This is a genomic window from Streptomyces sp. TN58 (assembly GCF_001941845.1).
Classification (GTDB): domain Bacteria; phylum Actinomycetota; class Actinomycetes; order Streptomycetales; family Streptomycetaceae; genus Streptomyces.
In genome coordinates, this window is sequence record NZ_CP018870.1 from 4,023,457 (window position 1) to 4,037,291 (window position 13,835).

Consider the following 13,835-nt stretch of genomic DNA (forward strand, 5'->3'; position numbering starts at 1 on the left):
AGGAGCTGGCACCCATGTACGTGTACAACCCCACCGTCGCCCGGCTCACCTACCGGGCCCTGCTCGGCCGGCGCCGCGCACTGATCCTCTTCGCGCTTCCCGCGCTGCTGATCGTCATCGCCGTCGCCGTCCGCGCCTTCACGGGTGTGGACGACAAGGTCGCGGCGGACCTGCTCGGCGGCTTCGCCCTCGCCACGATGGTCCCGCTGATCGGCGTGATCGCCGGCACCGGCGCCATCGGCCCCGAGATCGACGACGGCTCCATCGTCTACCTGCTGGCGAAGCCGGTGAAGCGCCCGACGATCATCATGACCAAGCTGATCGTGGCCGTCGCCGTCACCATGGCGTTCTCCGCGATCCCGACCCTGATCGCCGGGTACATCCTCAACGGCAACGGCCAGCAGATCGCCATCGCCTACACGATCGCCGCACTCGTGGCCTCGATCGCCTACAGCGCGCTGTTCCTGCTGCTGGGCACCGTCAGCCGGCACGCGGTCGTCTTCGGCCTGGTGTACGCCCTCATCTGGGAGTCGCTCTTCGGCAGCCTCGTCTCGGGCGCCAAGACCCTCAGCGTCCAGCAGTGGGCCCTGGCCCTCGCCGAGAAGGTCGCCGGGCAGGGCTACGTCGACGCCACGGTGGGCCTGCCCACCGCCTCGGTCCTCCTTGTGGTGGTCACCGTCGGAGCGACGGTCTACGCGGGCCAGAAGCTGCGCCGCCTCACCCTGGCCGGCGAGGAGTAAGCCGCCCGCCGTACCGCGCGTGACCGTGCCCCGCCCGGCCCATCGGCCAGGCGGGGCACAGCTTTGCGGGTCATCATCGGTGCATGAGCGAGCGAACCGACCCGGAGCCCTCCCGGCCCCTGCGGTCCTGGATACGTTCCTCGCCCGGAACGCACATCTGGCTGCTGATCATCGCCGTGACCAGCGTCATCGTCGCGATAGCCCCCGACCAGGTGGACCGCGTCCTGCTGCACCGCAACAGCAGCAACATCCACCAGCTCGTCCAGCACCCCGTCCGCGCACTCATCAGCAGCGCGTTCTGGATCGCCAACCCCGCCTCACTGGCCCTCTACGCCGTGCTCTTCGAGGTGTTCCACGCCCCCGTCGAACGCTGGCTCGGAACCCTGCGCTGGCTCGTGATCGTGGCCACCGCCCATGTGGTCGCCACCCTGATCAGCCAGAAGGTCCTTCTGACGGCCATCCAGGACCACCGCGCCCCGCGCAGCATGACCCATGTCGTCGACATCGGCGTCAGCTACGGGCTCGCGGCCTCCATCGGAGTCCTCACATACCGGCTCCCCCACCCCTGGCGCTGGGTGTACCTCGCCGGAGCGATCGCCTTCTTCGGGATCCCCCTCGTCACCGGCGGGACCTTCACCGACCTCGGACACGGCATCGCGCTGGCCGTCGGACTGCTGGCCTGGCCGCTTACGCGCGGCGTTGTTTCACGTGAAACAACGCCGACGTTTCACGTGAAACGGGGCCACCCTTAGGGGGTGTCCGCGTTCGCGATCCCGTGCTCCCACGCCCAGGCGGCGATGCCCACCCGGTTCCTGGCCCCGGTCTTCGCCTGGATGTTCGCGATGTGGGTCTTGGCGGTGCCCGCGGTGATGAACAGCTCCGCGCCGATCTCGGCATTGGTGAGCCCCCGCGCCACCAGCCGTACGATGTCCAGCTCCCGCGCCGTCAGGGGATGGTCCACTGGCCGGGCGGCCGGAGCAGGCTGCGTCAGCCGGCTCAGCAGCCGTACCGTGATCTGCGGGCTGATCAGGGTGTCTCCCGCCATCGCGGCCCGTACGCCCTCGATCAGCAGCGCCGGTCCGGACCGTTTCAGCAGAAATCCGCAGGCGCCGTTGCGCAGTGCGGTGTGTACGTACTCGTCGAGGTCGAAGGTGGTCACCACCACCACCCGTGTCTCGGGGGCCAGCAGCCGGGTCACCTCCAGCCCGTCGAGCCGCGGCATCCGGATGTCCGCGAGCACCACGTCGGGCCGCAGCTGCCGGGCCAGCGCCACCGCGCTCACGCCGTCCGCCGCCTCCCCCACGACGGTCATGTCCGGCTGCGAGTCGAGGATCAGCCGGAATCCGCTGCGGATGTCCTCTTGGTCGTCGGCTATCAGGATGCGTGTGGTCACGCCGCCATGATCACCTGGCGGCGTTCTCCTGCGCCGGGAAGAGGGCGGAAACCCGCCACCCGCCGTCTTCGACCGCTCCGGCCCACAGGGTTCCGCCCGCCGCCTCCACCCGCGCGCGCAGCCCGGCCAGCCCGGTACCGCTCCGTCTGCGACGCGGCAGACGCCCGCCGCTGCGCCGAGCCGCGGAGTTGGTCACAGTCAGCTCGGTACCCGTGCCGGACCGGCGTACGGCGACCCGGACCACGGCCGCTCCCGGCGCGTGCCGGCGTACGTTCGTCAGCGCCTCGACGGCCACCCGGTAGGCGGTGGTGTCCGCCTCCCGCGACAGCTCGCTCACGGCCACGGCGTCGGCGTCCAGCGCTCCACCCTCGAACCGCTCCACCAGCTCCGGCAGTCGGGCCAGCCCCGGAACGGGAGTCGTCGGCCCCGCGGCATCCTGGAGTGCGTGCACGGTGCGGTCCATCGACGCCAGCGCGCTCAGCCCCGCTGCCTCGATGCGCTCCAGGGCGCGGACCACCTGCCGGGCGCCCTGCCCGGAATCGTGCCCGGAATCCAGTTCGGAATCCTGCTCGGCCACGAACCTCGCGGCCTGCGCCTGCACCACGATGGCGCTCACGTCGTGCGCCACGAAGTCATGCAGATCCCGGGCCAGTTCCAGCTGCTGGTCGCGCCGCGCGTCCCGCAGAGCCTGTGCCATCCGGGCACTCTGCCGGCGCAGGTAGCCGCCGGCCAGGGCCGCCCCGAGCGCGGGGAGGGCCCAGAAGCCCGCCACACCGCAGAAGTCCAGCCATGAGCCCGTCTCCCACACCAGCGGCACCGGCCAGACCGAGACCGCGACCACACCCAGCACACCCGCGACGGTCCCCGAACGCACCGGTGACCAGCGGGCCACCAGGGCGAGTAGCACAAGCAACAGGCCCGCCCATACAAGCAGCCACTTCGCGGGCGCGCCCAGGACGGTGGCCGTGAGGCCTGCGAGGGCGGCCGAAGCCAGCAAGGGGGCCCATACGACCCGGAGTTTGACGGTCATGACCCGACCCTACGAGCGGGATCCGACGCCCGGCCATCTGCCGTCCGGCAGATCCGCGCACTCTGACCTCGCGGTCGGCCTGCTGATCGGCGGATGGTGCGGAGGACCGAGGCCGACAAGGCTCGAACCATCAAACCCCGTCTCTGTGAAGGGACTTGGACGATGACTTCCACCCCTGCCGTTCTCGCACGGGCCTCGGACGCCGTGCCCGGAGTCTCTCCGGCCCTGCGCCGCCTCGCCACGCTTGCCTCGCTGACCGTGCTCCCCAGCTGCCTGTGGCGGCTCGCGATCGCGGCCGGCATACCCATGGGCTGGGGCCCGGGCAGCGATCTTCACCACTCGTACTATCCGGGCCGGGAATCCCTGGTTCTCGTCCTCGTCACCCTCCTGCAGGAAGGCCTGGGGCTGTTGAGCCTCGGTCTGGTGCGGCGCTGGGGCGAGGAGCTGCCACGTTGGATCCCCCGGCTGGGCGGGCGTCGGCTCCACCCGCTCGTGGCAGTGGTCCCCGCGGCGCTGGGCGCGCTCGCGCTCACCGGCATCACCTGCCTCGGCGCCGCGACCTGGACCGAGGTCAACGCCGCCAACCCAGACGCGCCGACCGGACTCGCACTGTGGATCTTCAACCTGTCCTACGCACCGCTGCTGCTGTGGGGGCCGCTGCTGGGCGTGCTCACCTTCGCCTACTGGCGGCGCCGCCGGATTCACGGCTGATACGCGGAAAATCGCTGGTACGGGGCTTCGGGCAAGGGCAGAGTGAGTCGTGCGGGGAGCAACAAAAGGTCCGGGGCAGCCACTTCGAGCGCGCCTTCTGGCGCGGGCTGCCCCGGACTTCTCGTGTCCTGCCGTCCTCCCGGCTGCGTACTACGCCGCGCCCAGCAGACGCTCCAGCACGACCGCGATGCCGTCCTCCTCGTTGGAGGCCGTCACCTCGTCGGCCACCGCCGTGAGCTCCGGATGCGCGTTGGCCATGGCCACCCCGCGAGCGGCCCAGCCGAACATCGGGATGTCGTTCGGCATGTCGCCGAAGGCGATCGTCTCCGCAGCCTTCACCCCGAGCCGGCGCGCGGCCAGCGACAGGCCCGTGGCCTTCGTCAGGCCCAGCGGCAGGATCTCCACTATCCCCGGGCCCGCCAGGACGACGTCGACCAGGCTGCCCACGGTCTCCCTGGCGGCCTTGACGAGCTGGTCGTCGCCGAGCTCAGGGTGCTGGATGTAGAGCTTGTTGAGCGGAGCCGTCCACACGGCGGCGGTGTCCTCCAGGTAGAGGGCCGGGAGGCCTTCCTGCACCTGGTAGCCGGGCCCGAACAGGACTTCGCCGTCCACCCCGTCCCGGCTGGCGGCCAGGGCCAGCGGGCCGACCTCGGCCTCCAGCTTCGAGAGCGCCAGCCCGGCGAGCTGCCGGTCCAGCGTCACTGAGGTCAGCAGCCGGTGCGCCCCCGCGTCGTAGACCTGGGCGCCCTGACCGCAGACCGCGATCCCCTTGTAGCCGAGATCGTCCAGCACGTGCCGGGTCCAGGGCACGGCGCGGCCGGTGACGATGATGTGGGCCGCGCCCGCCGCGGTGGCCGCGGCGAGCGCTTCACGGGTGCGTTCCGAGACGGTGTCGTCGCCACGCAGCAGCGTGCCGTCGAGGTCGGTCGCGACGAGCTTGTACGGGAACGGGGCCGGGCTCACTTGGTGATCGGCTCCAGGACCTCGCGGCCACCGAGGTACGGCCGGAGCGCCTGGGGCACCCGCACGGAACCATCGGCCAGCTGGTGGTTCTCAAGGATCGCGACGATCGTGCGCGGCACCGCGCACAGCGTGCCGTTCAGCGTGGACAGCGGCTGGGTCTTCTTGCCGTCGCGGTACCGGATCGACAGACGGCGGGCCTGGAAGCTGTCGCAGTTCGACGCGGAGGTCAGTTCGCGGTACTTGCCCTGGGTCGGGATCCACGCCTCGCAGTCGAACTTGCGCGAGGCGGAGGCGCCCAGGTCACCGGTGGCGACGTCGATCACCTGGAACGGCAGCTCCAGGCTGGTCAGCCACTGCTTCTCCCATTCCAGCAGCCGCTGGTGCTCGGCCTCGGCGTCCTCCGGCGCGACGTACGAGAACATCTCGACCTTGTCGAACTGGTGGACGCGGAAGATGCCGCGGGTGTCCTTGCCGTACGTACCGGCCTCACGGCGGAAGCACGGGGAGAAACCGGCGTACCGCAGAGGCAGCTTGTCGCCGTCGATGATCTCGTCCATGTGGTACGCGGCGAGCGGGACCTCGGAGGTGCCGACCAGGTAGTAGTCGTCCTTCTCCAGGTGGTACACGTTCTCCGCGGCCTGGCCGAGGAATCCGGTGCCCTCCATGGCGCGCGGGCGGACCAGCGCCGGCGTCAGCATCGGGACGAAGCCGGCCTCGGTGGCCTGGGCGATGGCGGCGTTGACCAGGGCGAGCTCCAGCAGCGCGCCCACACCGGTCAGGTAGTAGAAACGCGAGCCCGACACCTTGGCGCCGCGCTCGACGTCGATGGCGCCCAGCAGTTCGCCGAGTTCCAGGTGGTCCTTGGGCTCGAAGCCCTCGGCGGCGAAATCACGGATGGTGCCGTGCGTCTCCAGAACGGTGAAATCCTCTTCACCGCCGACCGGAACGTCCTCGTGGACGATGTTGCCGAGCTGGAGAAGGAGGCGCTTGGCGGCTTCGTCGGCCTCGTTCTGCTCGGCCTCGGCGGACTTGACGTCCTGCTTGAGCTGCTCGGCCTTCTTCAGGAGCTCCGCCCGCTCCTCCGGGGAGGCCTTCGGGATGAGCTTGCCGAGCGACTTCTGCTCGTTGCGCAGTTCGTCGAAGCGCATGCCAGAGGACCTGCGGCGCTCGTCCGCGGAGAGCAGGGCGTCGACGAGTTCGACGTCCTCTCCACGAGCGCGCTGCGAGGCGCGGACACGGTCAGGGTCTTCACGGAGCAGCCGGAGGTCAATCACCCCTCCAGGCTACCGGGCGGGGCTTCCTGGGATCACACCGATATCACGCTGCGTGTCGCTATGCCCCAATTGCAACGAATGGATAAGCCTTGATCGCCGACCGGAAGTGACCCTTGCCGAGCGGTCGATAAAGCGGGGCCATTCCCCGGAATGGGGCACAATGCCGCATCGTGACGCGCCTCCTGAGCAGGGCCGGAGGGGGCCTTGTCCACAGGAATTGTGACCGTCCGCAGCTTATCCACAGGCTGTGTGCTGCCTCTGTGGATACAGGAATAGATCATTCCTGATCGGCGGATGGCGGAGGCGAATCAGGGTTCAAACCACCCTCACACACTCATTCGGGTGGGAATGACTCGCTCCAAAGAGTTGAACGGCGATACGGAGGTGACGCCGTTCACCCACCGCTTCCCTGCGCGAAACCTGAGCCGTACAGCCGATTTGTCGACCTTGTCGGGCTCGCGTGTCGACTTGTCCCCAGGCCTCCACCGCCGCCTGTGGATAACCCTGTGGACAGAGGCGGCGCTAAGCCCGGCCGTCGAGGCAGCGCGCCAGCCAGTCGGAGGCGGCGGTGAAGTCGCCATCGGAGGTCCCGGCCCGCGGAGAGCGGACATCACTCTGAGCGACGCCGGCACGAGGGTAGGAGCCGAGGAAGCGGACCTGCGGACAGGTTCGCTTGAGGCCCATGAGCGCCTCGCTGACCCGCCGGTCCGAGATATGGCCCTCCGCGTCGACCGCGAAGCAGTAGTTGCCGATCCCCTGTCCGGTCGGACGGGACTGGATCAGCATCAGGTTCACCCCGCGTACCGCGAACTCCTGGAGGAGCTCCAGCAGCGCGCCGGGGTGGTCGTCGCCCAGCCACAGCACCACTGACGTCTTGTCCGCGCCCGTCGGCGCGGCCGGCCGTGCGGGACGTCCGACCAGCACGAACCGGGTCTCGGCGTTCTCCGCGTCGTGGATCTCGGTGACCAGAGGGACGAGGCCGTAGGTGGCCGCGGCGAACTCGCCGGCGAAGGCCGCGTCGAAGCGTCCCTCCTGGACCAGCCGGGCGCCGTCGGCGTTCGACGCCGCGGACTCCCACACCGCGTCGGGCAGGTTGGCCCGCAGCCAGTTGCGTACCTGCGGCTGGGCGACCGGATGCCCGGTGACGGTCTTCACGTCCGACAGGGCGGTCCCCGGCCGTACGAGCAGGGCGAACGCGATGGGCAGCAGTACCTCGCGGTAGATCATCAGCGGTTCGCCCGAGGCCAGCTCGTCGAGGGTGGCCGTCACCCCGCCCTCGACCGAGTTCTCGATCGGGACGAGCGCGGCAGCGGCCTCCCCGCCCCGCACGGCGTCCAGGGCAGCCGGGACCGACACCATCGGGACGAGCTCCCGGGTCGCGGCTTCCGGCAGGGTGCGCAGGGCGGCCTCCGTGAAGGTGCCCTCGGGACCGAGATACGTGAAGCGGGTGGCTGACATGCGATCAGCCTAATGCCGGGGCGCCGGCGGCCGTGGTGCTGTTCACCCTTCGAGCAGCCGCTGGCCCACGTACTCGCCGCTGCGCGGACCGGGCGGAACCGCGTACAGGCCGCTGGACTCGTGCCGGATGAAAGCCGACAGCGCGTCGCCGCGGTCTAGCTTGCGCTGTACGGGTACGAACCCGCGCAGCGGGTCGGCCTGCCAGCAGATGAACAGCAGCCCTGCGTCGGGGGCGCCGTCGGGGCTGATCCCGTCGTGGAAGGAGAAGGGGCGCCGCAGCATCGCGGCTCCGCCGTTCTGCTCGGGTGCCGAGATCCGGGCGTGGGCGTTGGACGGGATGACGGGCCTGCCGTCGGCGCCGATCTTGTCGAGCGCCATCTCGGTGGTCTCCCCGCCGCCTGTCAGAGGGGCGCCGGTGGCCTTGGTCCGGCCGATGACCTGCTCCTGCTGTGTGAGGGACTGCTTGTCCCAGTCGTCGAGCAGCATCCGGATGCGCCGCACGACGGCGTACGAGCCCCCGCCCATCCAGGCGTGCTCCGCGGGTCCCGGTCCGGTGGCGGGTACGAAGACCCGCCGGTCGAAGTCGGGCTCGGAGAGCTTGGGGTTGCCGGTGCCGTCGACCTGCCCCATGAGGTTGCGAGCGGTCATCGGGGTGCCGGTGGCACCGGGGGACCGGTTGAAGCCGTTCATCTGCCAGCGGACGCGCGCGGCGTCACCGGCATCCTTCTGGAGTGCGCGCAGGGCATGGAAGGCGACGAGTCCGTCGTTCGCGCCGATCTGCACCCACAGGTCGCCGTTGCTGCGCTGGGCGTCGAGCCGGTCGGAGGAGAAGTCGGGCAGCGGGTCGAGCGCCGTCGGACGGCGGGCGCCGAGGCCCGTGCGCTCGAAGAAGGAGTATCCGAAGCCGAAGGTGACGGTGAGGGAGGACGGCCCGGCGTCGAGGGCGATACCGCTGTCGGCGGTCGGGGCGGTCTCGCCCGCCATGAGCCGCCGCGCGGTGTCGGACCAGCGCCGCAACAGCGCCGCGGCCGCGGTGCGGCCCGCTCCGGCGGCCAGATCGAAGGCGACGAGGTGCCCCTTGGCCTGCAGGGGCGTGGTGATGCCGGCCTGGTGTTCCCCGTGGAACGCCACCTGGGTGGCTCCGAGGGAGGAGAGGCTTCCCGCCGCTCCGTCGGCGGAGCCGCTGCCGGATCCGGCGAGTGCGGAGTGCGCGAGGGCCCCTCCGGCGCCGCCGAGGGCCAGGCCGGCGGCGCCTGCGGCGCCGACGGTGCCCAGCAGCCGGCGCCGGGAGATCTCGATGTCGGGGTTGCTCTCGGTCACGCTGGTCAGCCGATCTTCACGGTCTTCTGGATGGTGGTCTGGTCGATGTCGGAGGTACGGACGGTCACGTCGATGCGCCATTCGCCGGCGAGCGGCAGTTGGACGCCGGACGCGGTCCAGTGACCCGGGGCGGCCTGTTCGGGCACGACCGGCAGGGGGCCGATGTCCTTGGCCGGCAGGGTGAAGGCGACCTTGACCTCGGGGAGGGCGAAGGGCCGGCCGTCGCCGGTGTCCGCCCACAGGTGCAGCGTGTTGGCGCCGACCCGGCCGGGATCGAGTTCCAGCCGGACCGACCCCTTGCCGTTCTGGCCGCCGGTGTCGAACGGCAGGGTGATCTTCACGGGGCGGTCGGGGACCGCGGTGGCACCGGAGCCACGTGCCGCCTCCCGCTCTACGGTGCGCCCGGGCTCCGTGCTCGTGAGGATCGTGGTCACCAGGAGCACGATCACGGCGATCGCAGCCTCGGCGAGCACCGAGCGCCGCAGACCGGCGCGGTCCGGGTCCGCGTCCCGTACCCGCTTCTCTCGCGCGCTCTCCAGTGCGGCACGCTGCCGGGCCAGCTGGGCGACGCGCTCCGGATCCGCGGGGACGGCGGCGGGCGCGGCCACGGACGATGTTTCACGTGAAACATCGTCCGCTGCGGTTGCGGTTGCGGTTGCGGCTACGGCGGCCCGCCCGTCCGCATCGCGGACGGCCGGAGCCTCCGCCAGCCGGGCGGTCCACTTCCGGGACATGGAGGCGACGCCGATGAGCACGGCGACCAGGGCGGCCTTGAGGAGCAGCAGCCGCCCGTAGTCCGTGCCGGTGAGGGCGGACCAGCTGCCGGTCTGCCGCCAGGCCTGGTACACGCCGGTGACGGCCAGGACCACCACGCTGACGAAGGCGACCCCGGAGAACCGCCGCACCGCCGAGCGCTCGATCCCGGGGGCCTTGTACAGGGCGACGAGCAGGGCGGAAAGCCCGCCGAGCCAGGTGGCGACGGCGAGCAGGTGCAGGATGTCGGCGGGCATGGCGAGCCCGGGCTGGAGACCGGTGGACGCGTGCTCGGACAGGGCCCAGGTGGCAGCGATGCCGCCGGCGACGACGGCGCCGCCGATGGCCAGGCCGAAGGTGAGGTCGCTGGTGTCCTTGTCCTCTTCCTGACCGCCGGTGTCCCGCACCCGGCGCGCGTACGCGCCGAAGAGGACCGCGACGAAGAGGGCGGCTGCGCCCAGCAGAAGCAGCCGGGAGAGCAGCGACGCGCCCGTCTTGGTCTCCAGGACCGCCCTGAGCCCGTCCAGGTCGAAGACGTCGGCGAACCGGCCGGATCCCGTGTACGGGTTCCGCAGCACCAGCATCGCGAGGGTGGCGGTGGTCAGGGTGACCCAGGCCCGCACGACGAGCTTCTGGAGCGGTCGCTCCGCGGCACCCCGGCGCCAGCACAGCAGGATGAAGGCCGCGCCTCCCACCAGAACGGTGAAGCCGCCGTAGGCGGCGTAGCGGGCGATGCCGTAGGCGATCCCGACCGGTCCGCCGCCCGCCGTCGCGCCGGGGAGGGAGACCTCGGTGGCGGAGGGCGCACCGATGGAGAAGGTGAACGCGCCGGAGATCGGGTGGCTGTCGGCCGATACGGCCTGCCAGGCGACGGTGTAGGTGCCGTGGGGCAGGCCGGAGTGCAGGGCGGTCCCGTAGCGGACGGTGTTCCCGCTGCACATGTCGCGCAGCTCACCGGTGTCCACCCGCCTGCCCTGGGGGTCGAGGACGCGGATCGAGTCGTCGCCCATGGCGACCTGCTCCGAGAAGGAGAGGGTGACCTGGGCGGGTGCCGTGGCGACCACCGCCCCGTCCGCGGGGTCGCTCGCGGTGAGTGCGGCGTGTGCCGCGGCCGGGGAAGCCGCGGTGAACAGGATCGCCAGCAGGGCCGCGAGGACCAGCGCGAGCCGTGGCAGCGATGCCGTGGCACGGGCGCGGGCCGTGGAGGGGGTGGGGGCGGTGGCCGTCATGGAGTGTCAGTCCTCGGTCCGTCAGTGGCCGCTGTGGGCCGTGGATGTCGGAGCCTGCGCGTTGTACGTGCGTTCCTTCACGTCCAGCTCGACCTTGACGGCACCGGCCTTCTCGAAGCGGAGCTCGACGGTGACCTTGTCGCCGATCTTGGGGGTGTTCTTCAACCCCATGAACATGATGTGGTTGCCGCCGCGCTCCAGCCGGAGCTCGCCGTTCGCCGGCACGTCCATCGACTGGACCTGCTGCATCTTCTGGTCCTTGGTCTCGTGGATCTGGAGATCGTCGGAGAGCGGGGAGGTGGCACCGGTGAGCTTGTCGGCGGTGCCGGAGCCGTTCTCGATGACCATGAATCCTCCGGCCATCTTGTCGTTGACCGGCTGCGGCATGAAGGCGCCGCTGACCGTCATCTTCGGCTCGCTGCCGCCGGAGCCGGAGCAGCCGGATATGACGAGCGCTGCCGTCAGGGAGAGGGCGGCGGCGAGGATGCGGGTGGTGCGGACGTTCACGGGTTCTCCCCCTTGATGAGCTTCGGCAGGTCCTTGGCGTAGTCGTCGACGGTCGTGCCCTCTCCGTAGAGGACGTAGCCCTCGTCGGTCTTGGGCGAGAACGCGATGACCTGCGCGCCGTGCATGGAGACGACGTTGCCGCCGGCGTCCTTCGTGGCGGGGTCGATGCCGATGCCGAGGGTCCGGGCGGCGGCCTGGATGGTCGCGAAGTCCCCGGTGAGCCCGGTGAAGGACGGGTCCTGCGCCTTGAGCCACGCGCCGAGGGACTCAGGGGTGTCCCGTTCGGGGTCGGTGGTGACGAAGACGACCCGGAGGTTGTCCTGGTCCTCCTTGGGGAGGTTCTTCTTGGCGACGGCGATGTTGCTCATCGTCAGCGGGCACACGTCGGGGCAGCTGGTGTAGCCGAAGTAGACGAGCGTCGGCTTGCCCTTGGTCTGCTCGCGGAGGTTCCACGGCTTGCCGGTGGTGTCCGTCAGGACGAGTTCCGGCTTGGTGAAGGGGCGGTCGAGAACGGTGGCGGCCTTGCCGCCGCTCTGGCCGCCGGCGATCTGGGTGACCCCGCTGCTCTTGGCGGGTTCGCCACCGCCGCAGGCGGTGAGGGTGAGTACGGCCGCGGCGAGGAGCGCGGCGGCCGTCACACGTGTGGTGCGCATGGGGAGATGTCCCTGGGATCGGGGAATGTAGGGGTGTGGGGATGCCGGTGAGGTACGGGGCGACAGCGCCCCGGACCCGGTAGGTCAGGAGGAGCGGCGGCGCGAGGCGACGCCGAAGGCGACACCGCCGAGTCCGATGACGATGCCGGCGATGCCGAGGGCGCGCGCGGTGGTGTCGGGTGCGGGGTCGGCGGCGGCCTCGTCGTGGTCCCGTCCGGCGTTCTTGTCCGCGTTCTTCGCCTCGTCGCCCTTGGCGCCGGCGTGGTGGTCGTCGCCCTTGGCGGCGGTCAGCTTCAGCACCGGTGCCGGGGTCTGCGGCTCCGGGGCGCCCTCCTTGGCCTCCTCGATCCAGCGCACGACCTCGTTGTTGTCATAGGTCTGGATCGCCTTGAAGACCATCTGGTCGGCGTTCTCGGGGAGCCTGCCGACGGAGACCGGGAACTGCTGGAACATGCCCGGCCCGATCTTTCCGCCGGACCAGGTCACCTTGGTGACGACCTCGGCCACCTGCTTGCCGTGCACGGTCAGCGGCTTGTCGAGCTTGGTCTTCTCGACGTTCACGGTCCAGCCGGGCACGTCCTGCGGCATGACGGACGTGAGGGGCTGGTCGACCGGGAAGTTGACTTCGAGCTGGTTCGTCGAGGCGTTGTCGCGCTCGTTGGGGACCTTGAAGTTGAGCGTCGCGTACCCGCCCTTGGCGGCCTCGCCGACGGGCTGCACGCCCACGTGCGCGAAGGCGGTGCCGGAGAGGAGGAGGACGGAGCCGGCGGCGAGGGCGGCGGCGAAGGCGGCGCGAGAGGTATTCATGGCGGGAACACTCCACGGAAGTTGTGGTGGCGGTTGCTCCGCGCACGGGCGCGCGCGGAGTACGCGGCACCGGTGCTCCCGATGTGTCCGGGGAGGGCGGAGGCCGCGTCAGGCTGCGAGGGCCGGCGCTGCGGGCGGCCCGCGGCGGATCACCGTGTGCTGGAGTGCTTCCCGGCCCGTGGAGGCCGCCGGGGCGGTTTCGGTCCGGCGGCCGGGCCGCGGGGTGCGGGCGGCGGAGCCGCCGAGTCCGGCGCCGAGGGCGCGTACCAGGGCCAGTGCGGTGCGCAGCGGGCGTACCGGGGCGGCCTCGGCGGTGAGCCGGGACAGTTCGACGAGCCGGAAGAGCGCGGCGTCGCCGCGGCCGAGCAGCCAGCCGGCGACGAGCGCGGCCAGCAGGTGCCCGAGGAGCATGGCCGGGCTGAACAGACCGGCCTCGGGTGCGAGGGCGGCGGCCCGGGTCATGTGGGCGTGTGCCTCGTGGCCCTGTTCGGCGGCCTGCCCGGCCTGTGCTGCCAGGGTTGCCGGGTCCAGACCCGCGGCCTGAAGGATCCGGCGGGCGTCGGCCGGGCTCAGCGGCACGGAGTTGCCGCCGCACACCAGCCGGGCGGCGAGTTCGGCGAGCGAGGCGTCGGATGCGCCGCCGGGTGCCTGCGCGGCAGCGGTGCTGTGCTGGCCGAGGCCGAACAGCGTGTGGAGGGAGAGCTGGCCGACGGCGAGCCCCACGGCGAGGCCGGGCAGGGTCCGGCGGCGTCCCGCGAGCGGGGCCGCGACCGCGAAGACGGCGAGAAAGCCGATGCACAGGGACCACCACGGCACGGTGGCGCAGGACGCCAGGGCGTGCCCGGCCGCGGACAGCACGACGCAGACCGCGGTGAACACCGCGGCCCGGATCAGCCGGAGGCCGGCTCCGGCGTGTGTCGCGTGGGGGTCAGACATGGCCGGGTCATCATCGCACTGCGCTGACGGCCTCCATACGGCAGGTCCGGAAGGTCCGCAT

At 71.2% G+C, this 13,835-nt stretch carries 14 protein-coding genes; 3 read left to right on the forward strand and 11 right to left on the reverse strand.

What is annotated here, in order from left to right; translation table 11 throughout:
* Positions 1-20: 20 nt before the first annotated feature.
* On the forward strand, positions 21-740 hold the full coding sequence (locus BSL84_RS18220) for an ABC transporter permease (protein ID WP_030026439.1): 720 nt from the start codon (positions 21-23) through the stop codon (positions 738-740).
* Positions 741-823: 83 nt separating this feature from the next.
* Positions 824-1,492, forward strand: a complete 669-nt coding sequence (locus BSL84_RS18225) for a rhomboid-like protein (RefSeq protein WP_037660731.1) — start codon at positions 824-826, stop codon at positions 1,490-1,492.
* On the opposite strand, the gene BSL84_RS18230 is transcribed toward BSL84_RS18225, so the two are convergent.
* Both BSL84_RS18230 and BSL84_RS18235 read right to left on the reverse strand, forming a co-directional pair.
* Complete coding sequence (locus BSL84_RS18230; protein ID WP_030026442.1) at positions 1,489-2,133, reverse strand: response regulator; 645 nt, start codon at positions 2,131-2,133, stop codon at positions 1,489-1,491. The two genes, BSL84_RS18225 and BSL84_RS18230, sit on opposite strands and share 4 nt — an antisense overlap.
* Before the next feature lie 10 nt (positions 2,134-2,143).
* Entirely contained in the window at positions 2,144-3,163 is a 1,020-nt protein-coding gene (locus BSL84_RS18235; protein ID WP_051873048.1) for a sensor histidine kinase, read from the reverse strand.
* 162 nt (positions 3,164-3,325) lie between these two features.
* Here BSL84_RS18235 and BSL84_RS18240 point away from each other — a divergent pair, with 162 nt between their 5' ends.
* Positions 3,326-3,874 (forward strand): hypothetical protein, encoded by a 549-nt coding sequence (locus BSL84_RS18240; protein ID WP_030026444.1) that lies wholly within the window; start codon positions 3,326-3,328, stop codon positions 3,872-3,874.
* A gap of 150 nt (positions 3,875-4,024) precedes the next feature.
* Here BSL84_RS18240 and BSL84_RS18245 read toward each other — a convergent pair whose 3' ends face one another.
* From BSL84_RS18245 to BSL84_RS18285, 9 genes are all read right to left on the reverse strand, one after another.
* On the reverse strand, positions 4,025-4,837 hold the full coding sequence (locus tag BSL84_RS18245) for an HAD family hydrolase (RefSeq protein ID WP_075970746.1): 813 nt from the start codon (positions 4,835-4,837) through the stop codon (positions 4,025-4,027).
* A complete protein-coding gene (gene serS, locus BSL84_RS18250) occupies positions 4,834-6,111 on the reverse strand; it encodes a serine--tRNA ligase (RefSeq protein WP_075970747.1) in 1,278 nt (425 codons plus the stop codon). Before serS ends, BSL84_RS18245 begins: the two co-directional genes overlap by 4 nt.
* A 522-nt stretch (positions 6,112-6,633) precedes the next feature.
* The gene (gene pheA / locus BSL84_RS18255) at positions 6,634-7,569 is read right to left on the reverse strand and encodes a prephenate dehydratase (RefSeq protein WP_030026448.1); all 936 of its coding nucleotides are present in this window, start codon (positions 7,567-7,569) and stop codon (positions 6,634-6,636) included.
* A 42-nt stretch (positions 7,570-7,611) separates the two neighbouring features.
* Positions 7,612-8,898 (reverse strand): iron uptake transporter deferrochelatase/peroxidase subunit, encoded by a 1,287-nt coding sequence (gene efeB, locus BSL84_RS18260; protein ID WP_420711095.1) that lies wholly within the window; start codon positions 8,896-8,898, stop codon positions 7,612-7,614.
* Positions 8,895-10,871 carry a copper resistance CopC/CopD family protein gene (locus BSL84_RS18265; RefSeq protein ID WP_075970748.1) on the reverse strand — a complete coding sequence of 659 codons (1,977 nt, stop codon included), beginning with the start codon at positions 10,869-10,871 and terminating at the stop codon, positions 8,895-8,897. Before BSL84_RS18265 ends, efeB begins: the two co-directional genes overlap by 4 nt.
* Before the next feature lie 21 nt (positions 10,872-10,892).
* Entirely contained in the window at positions 10,893-11,378 is a 486-nt protein-coding gene (locus BSL84_RS18270) for a copper chaperone PCu(A)C (protein WP_045320647.1), read from the reverse strand.
* Positions 11,375-12,031 (reverse strand): SCO family protein, encoded by a 657-nt coding sequence (locus BSL84_RS18275; protein ID WP_030026454.1) that lies wholly within the window; start codon positions 12,029-12,031, stop codon positions 11,375-11,377. Before BSL84_RS18275 ends, BSL84_RS18270 begins: the two co-directional genes overlap by 4 nt.
* A gap of 84 nt (positions 12,032-12,115) precedes the next feature.
* Complete coding sequence (locus BSL84_RS18280) at positions 12,116-12,838, reverse strand: YcnI family protein (RefSeq protein ID WP_030026455.1); 723 nt, start codon at positions 12,836-12,838, stop codon at positions 12,116-12,118.
* 108 nt (positions 12,839-12,946) lie between these two features.
* Positions 12,947-13,774: a hypothetical protein gene (locus tag BSL84_RS18285; protein WP_045320649.1), complete on the reverse strand. Its 828-nt coding sequence runs from the start codon at positions 13,772-13,774 to the stop codon at positions 12,947-12,949.
* Positions 13,775-13,835 lie beyond the last annotated feature (61 nt).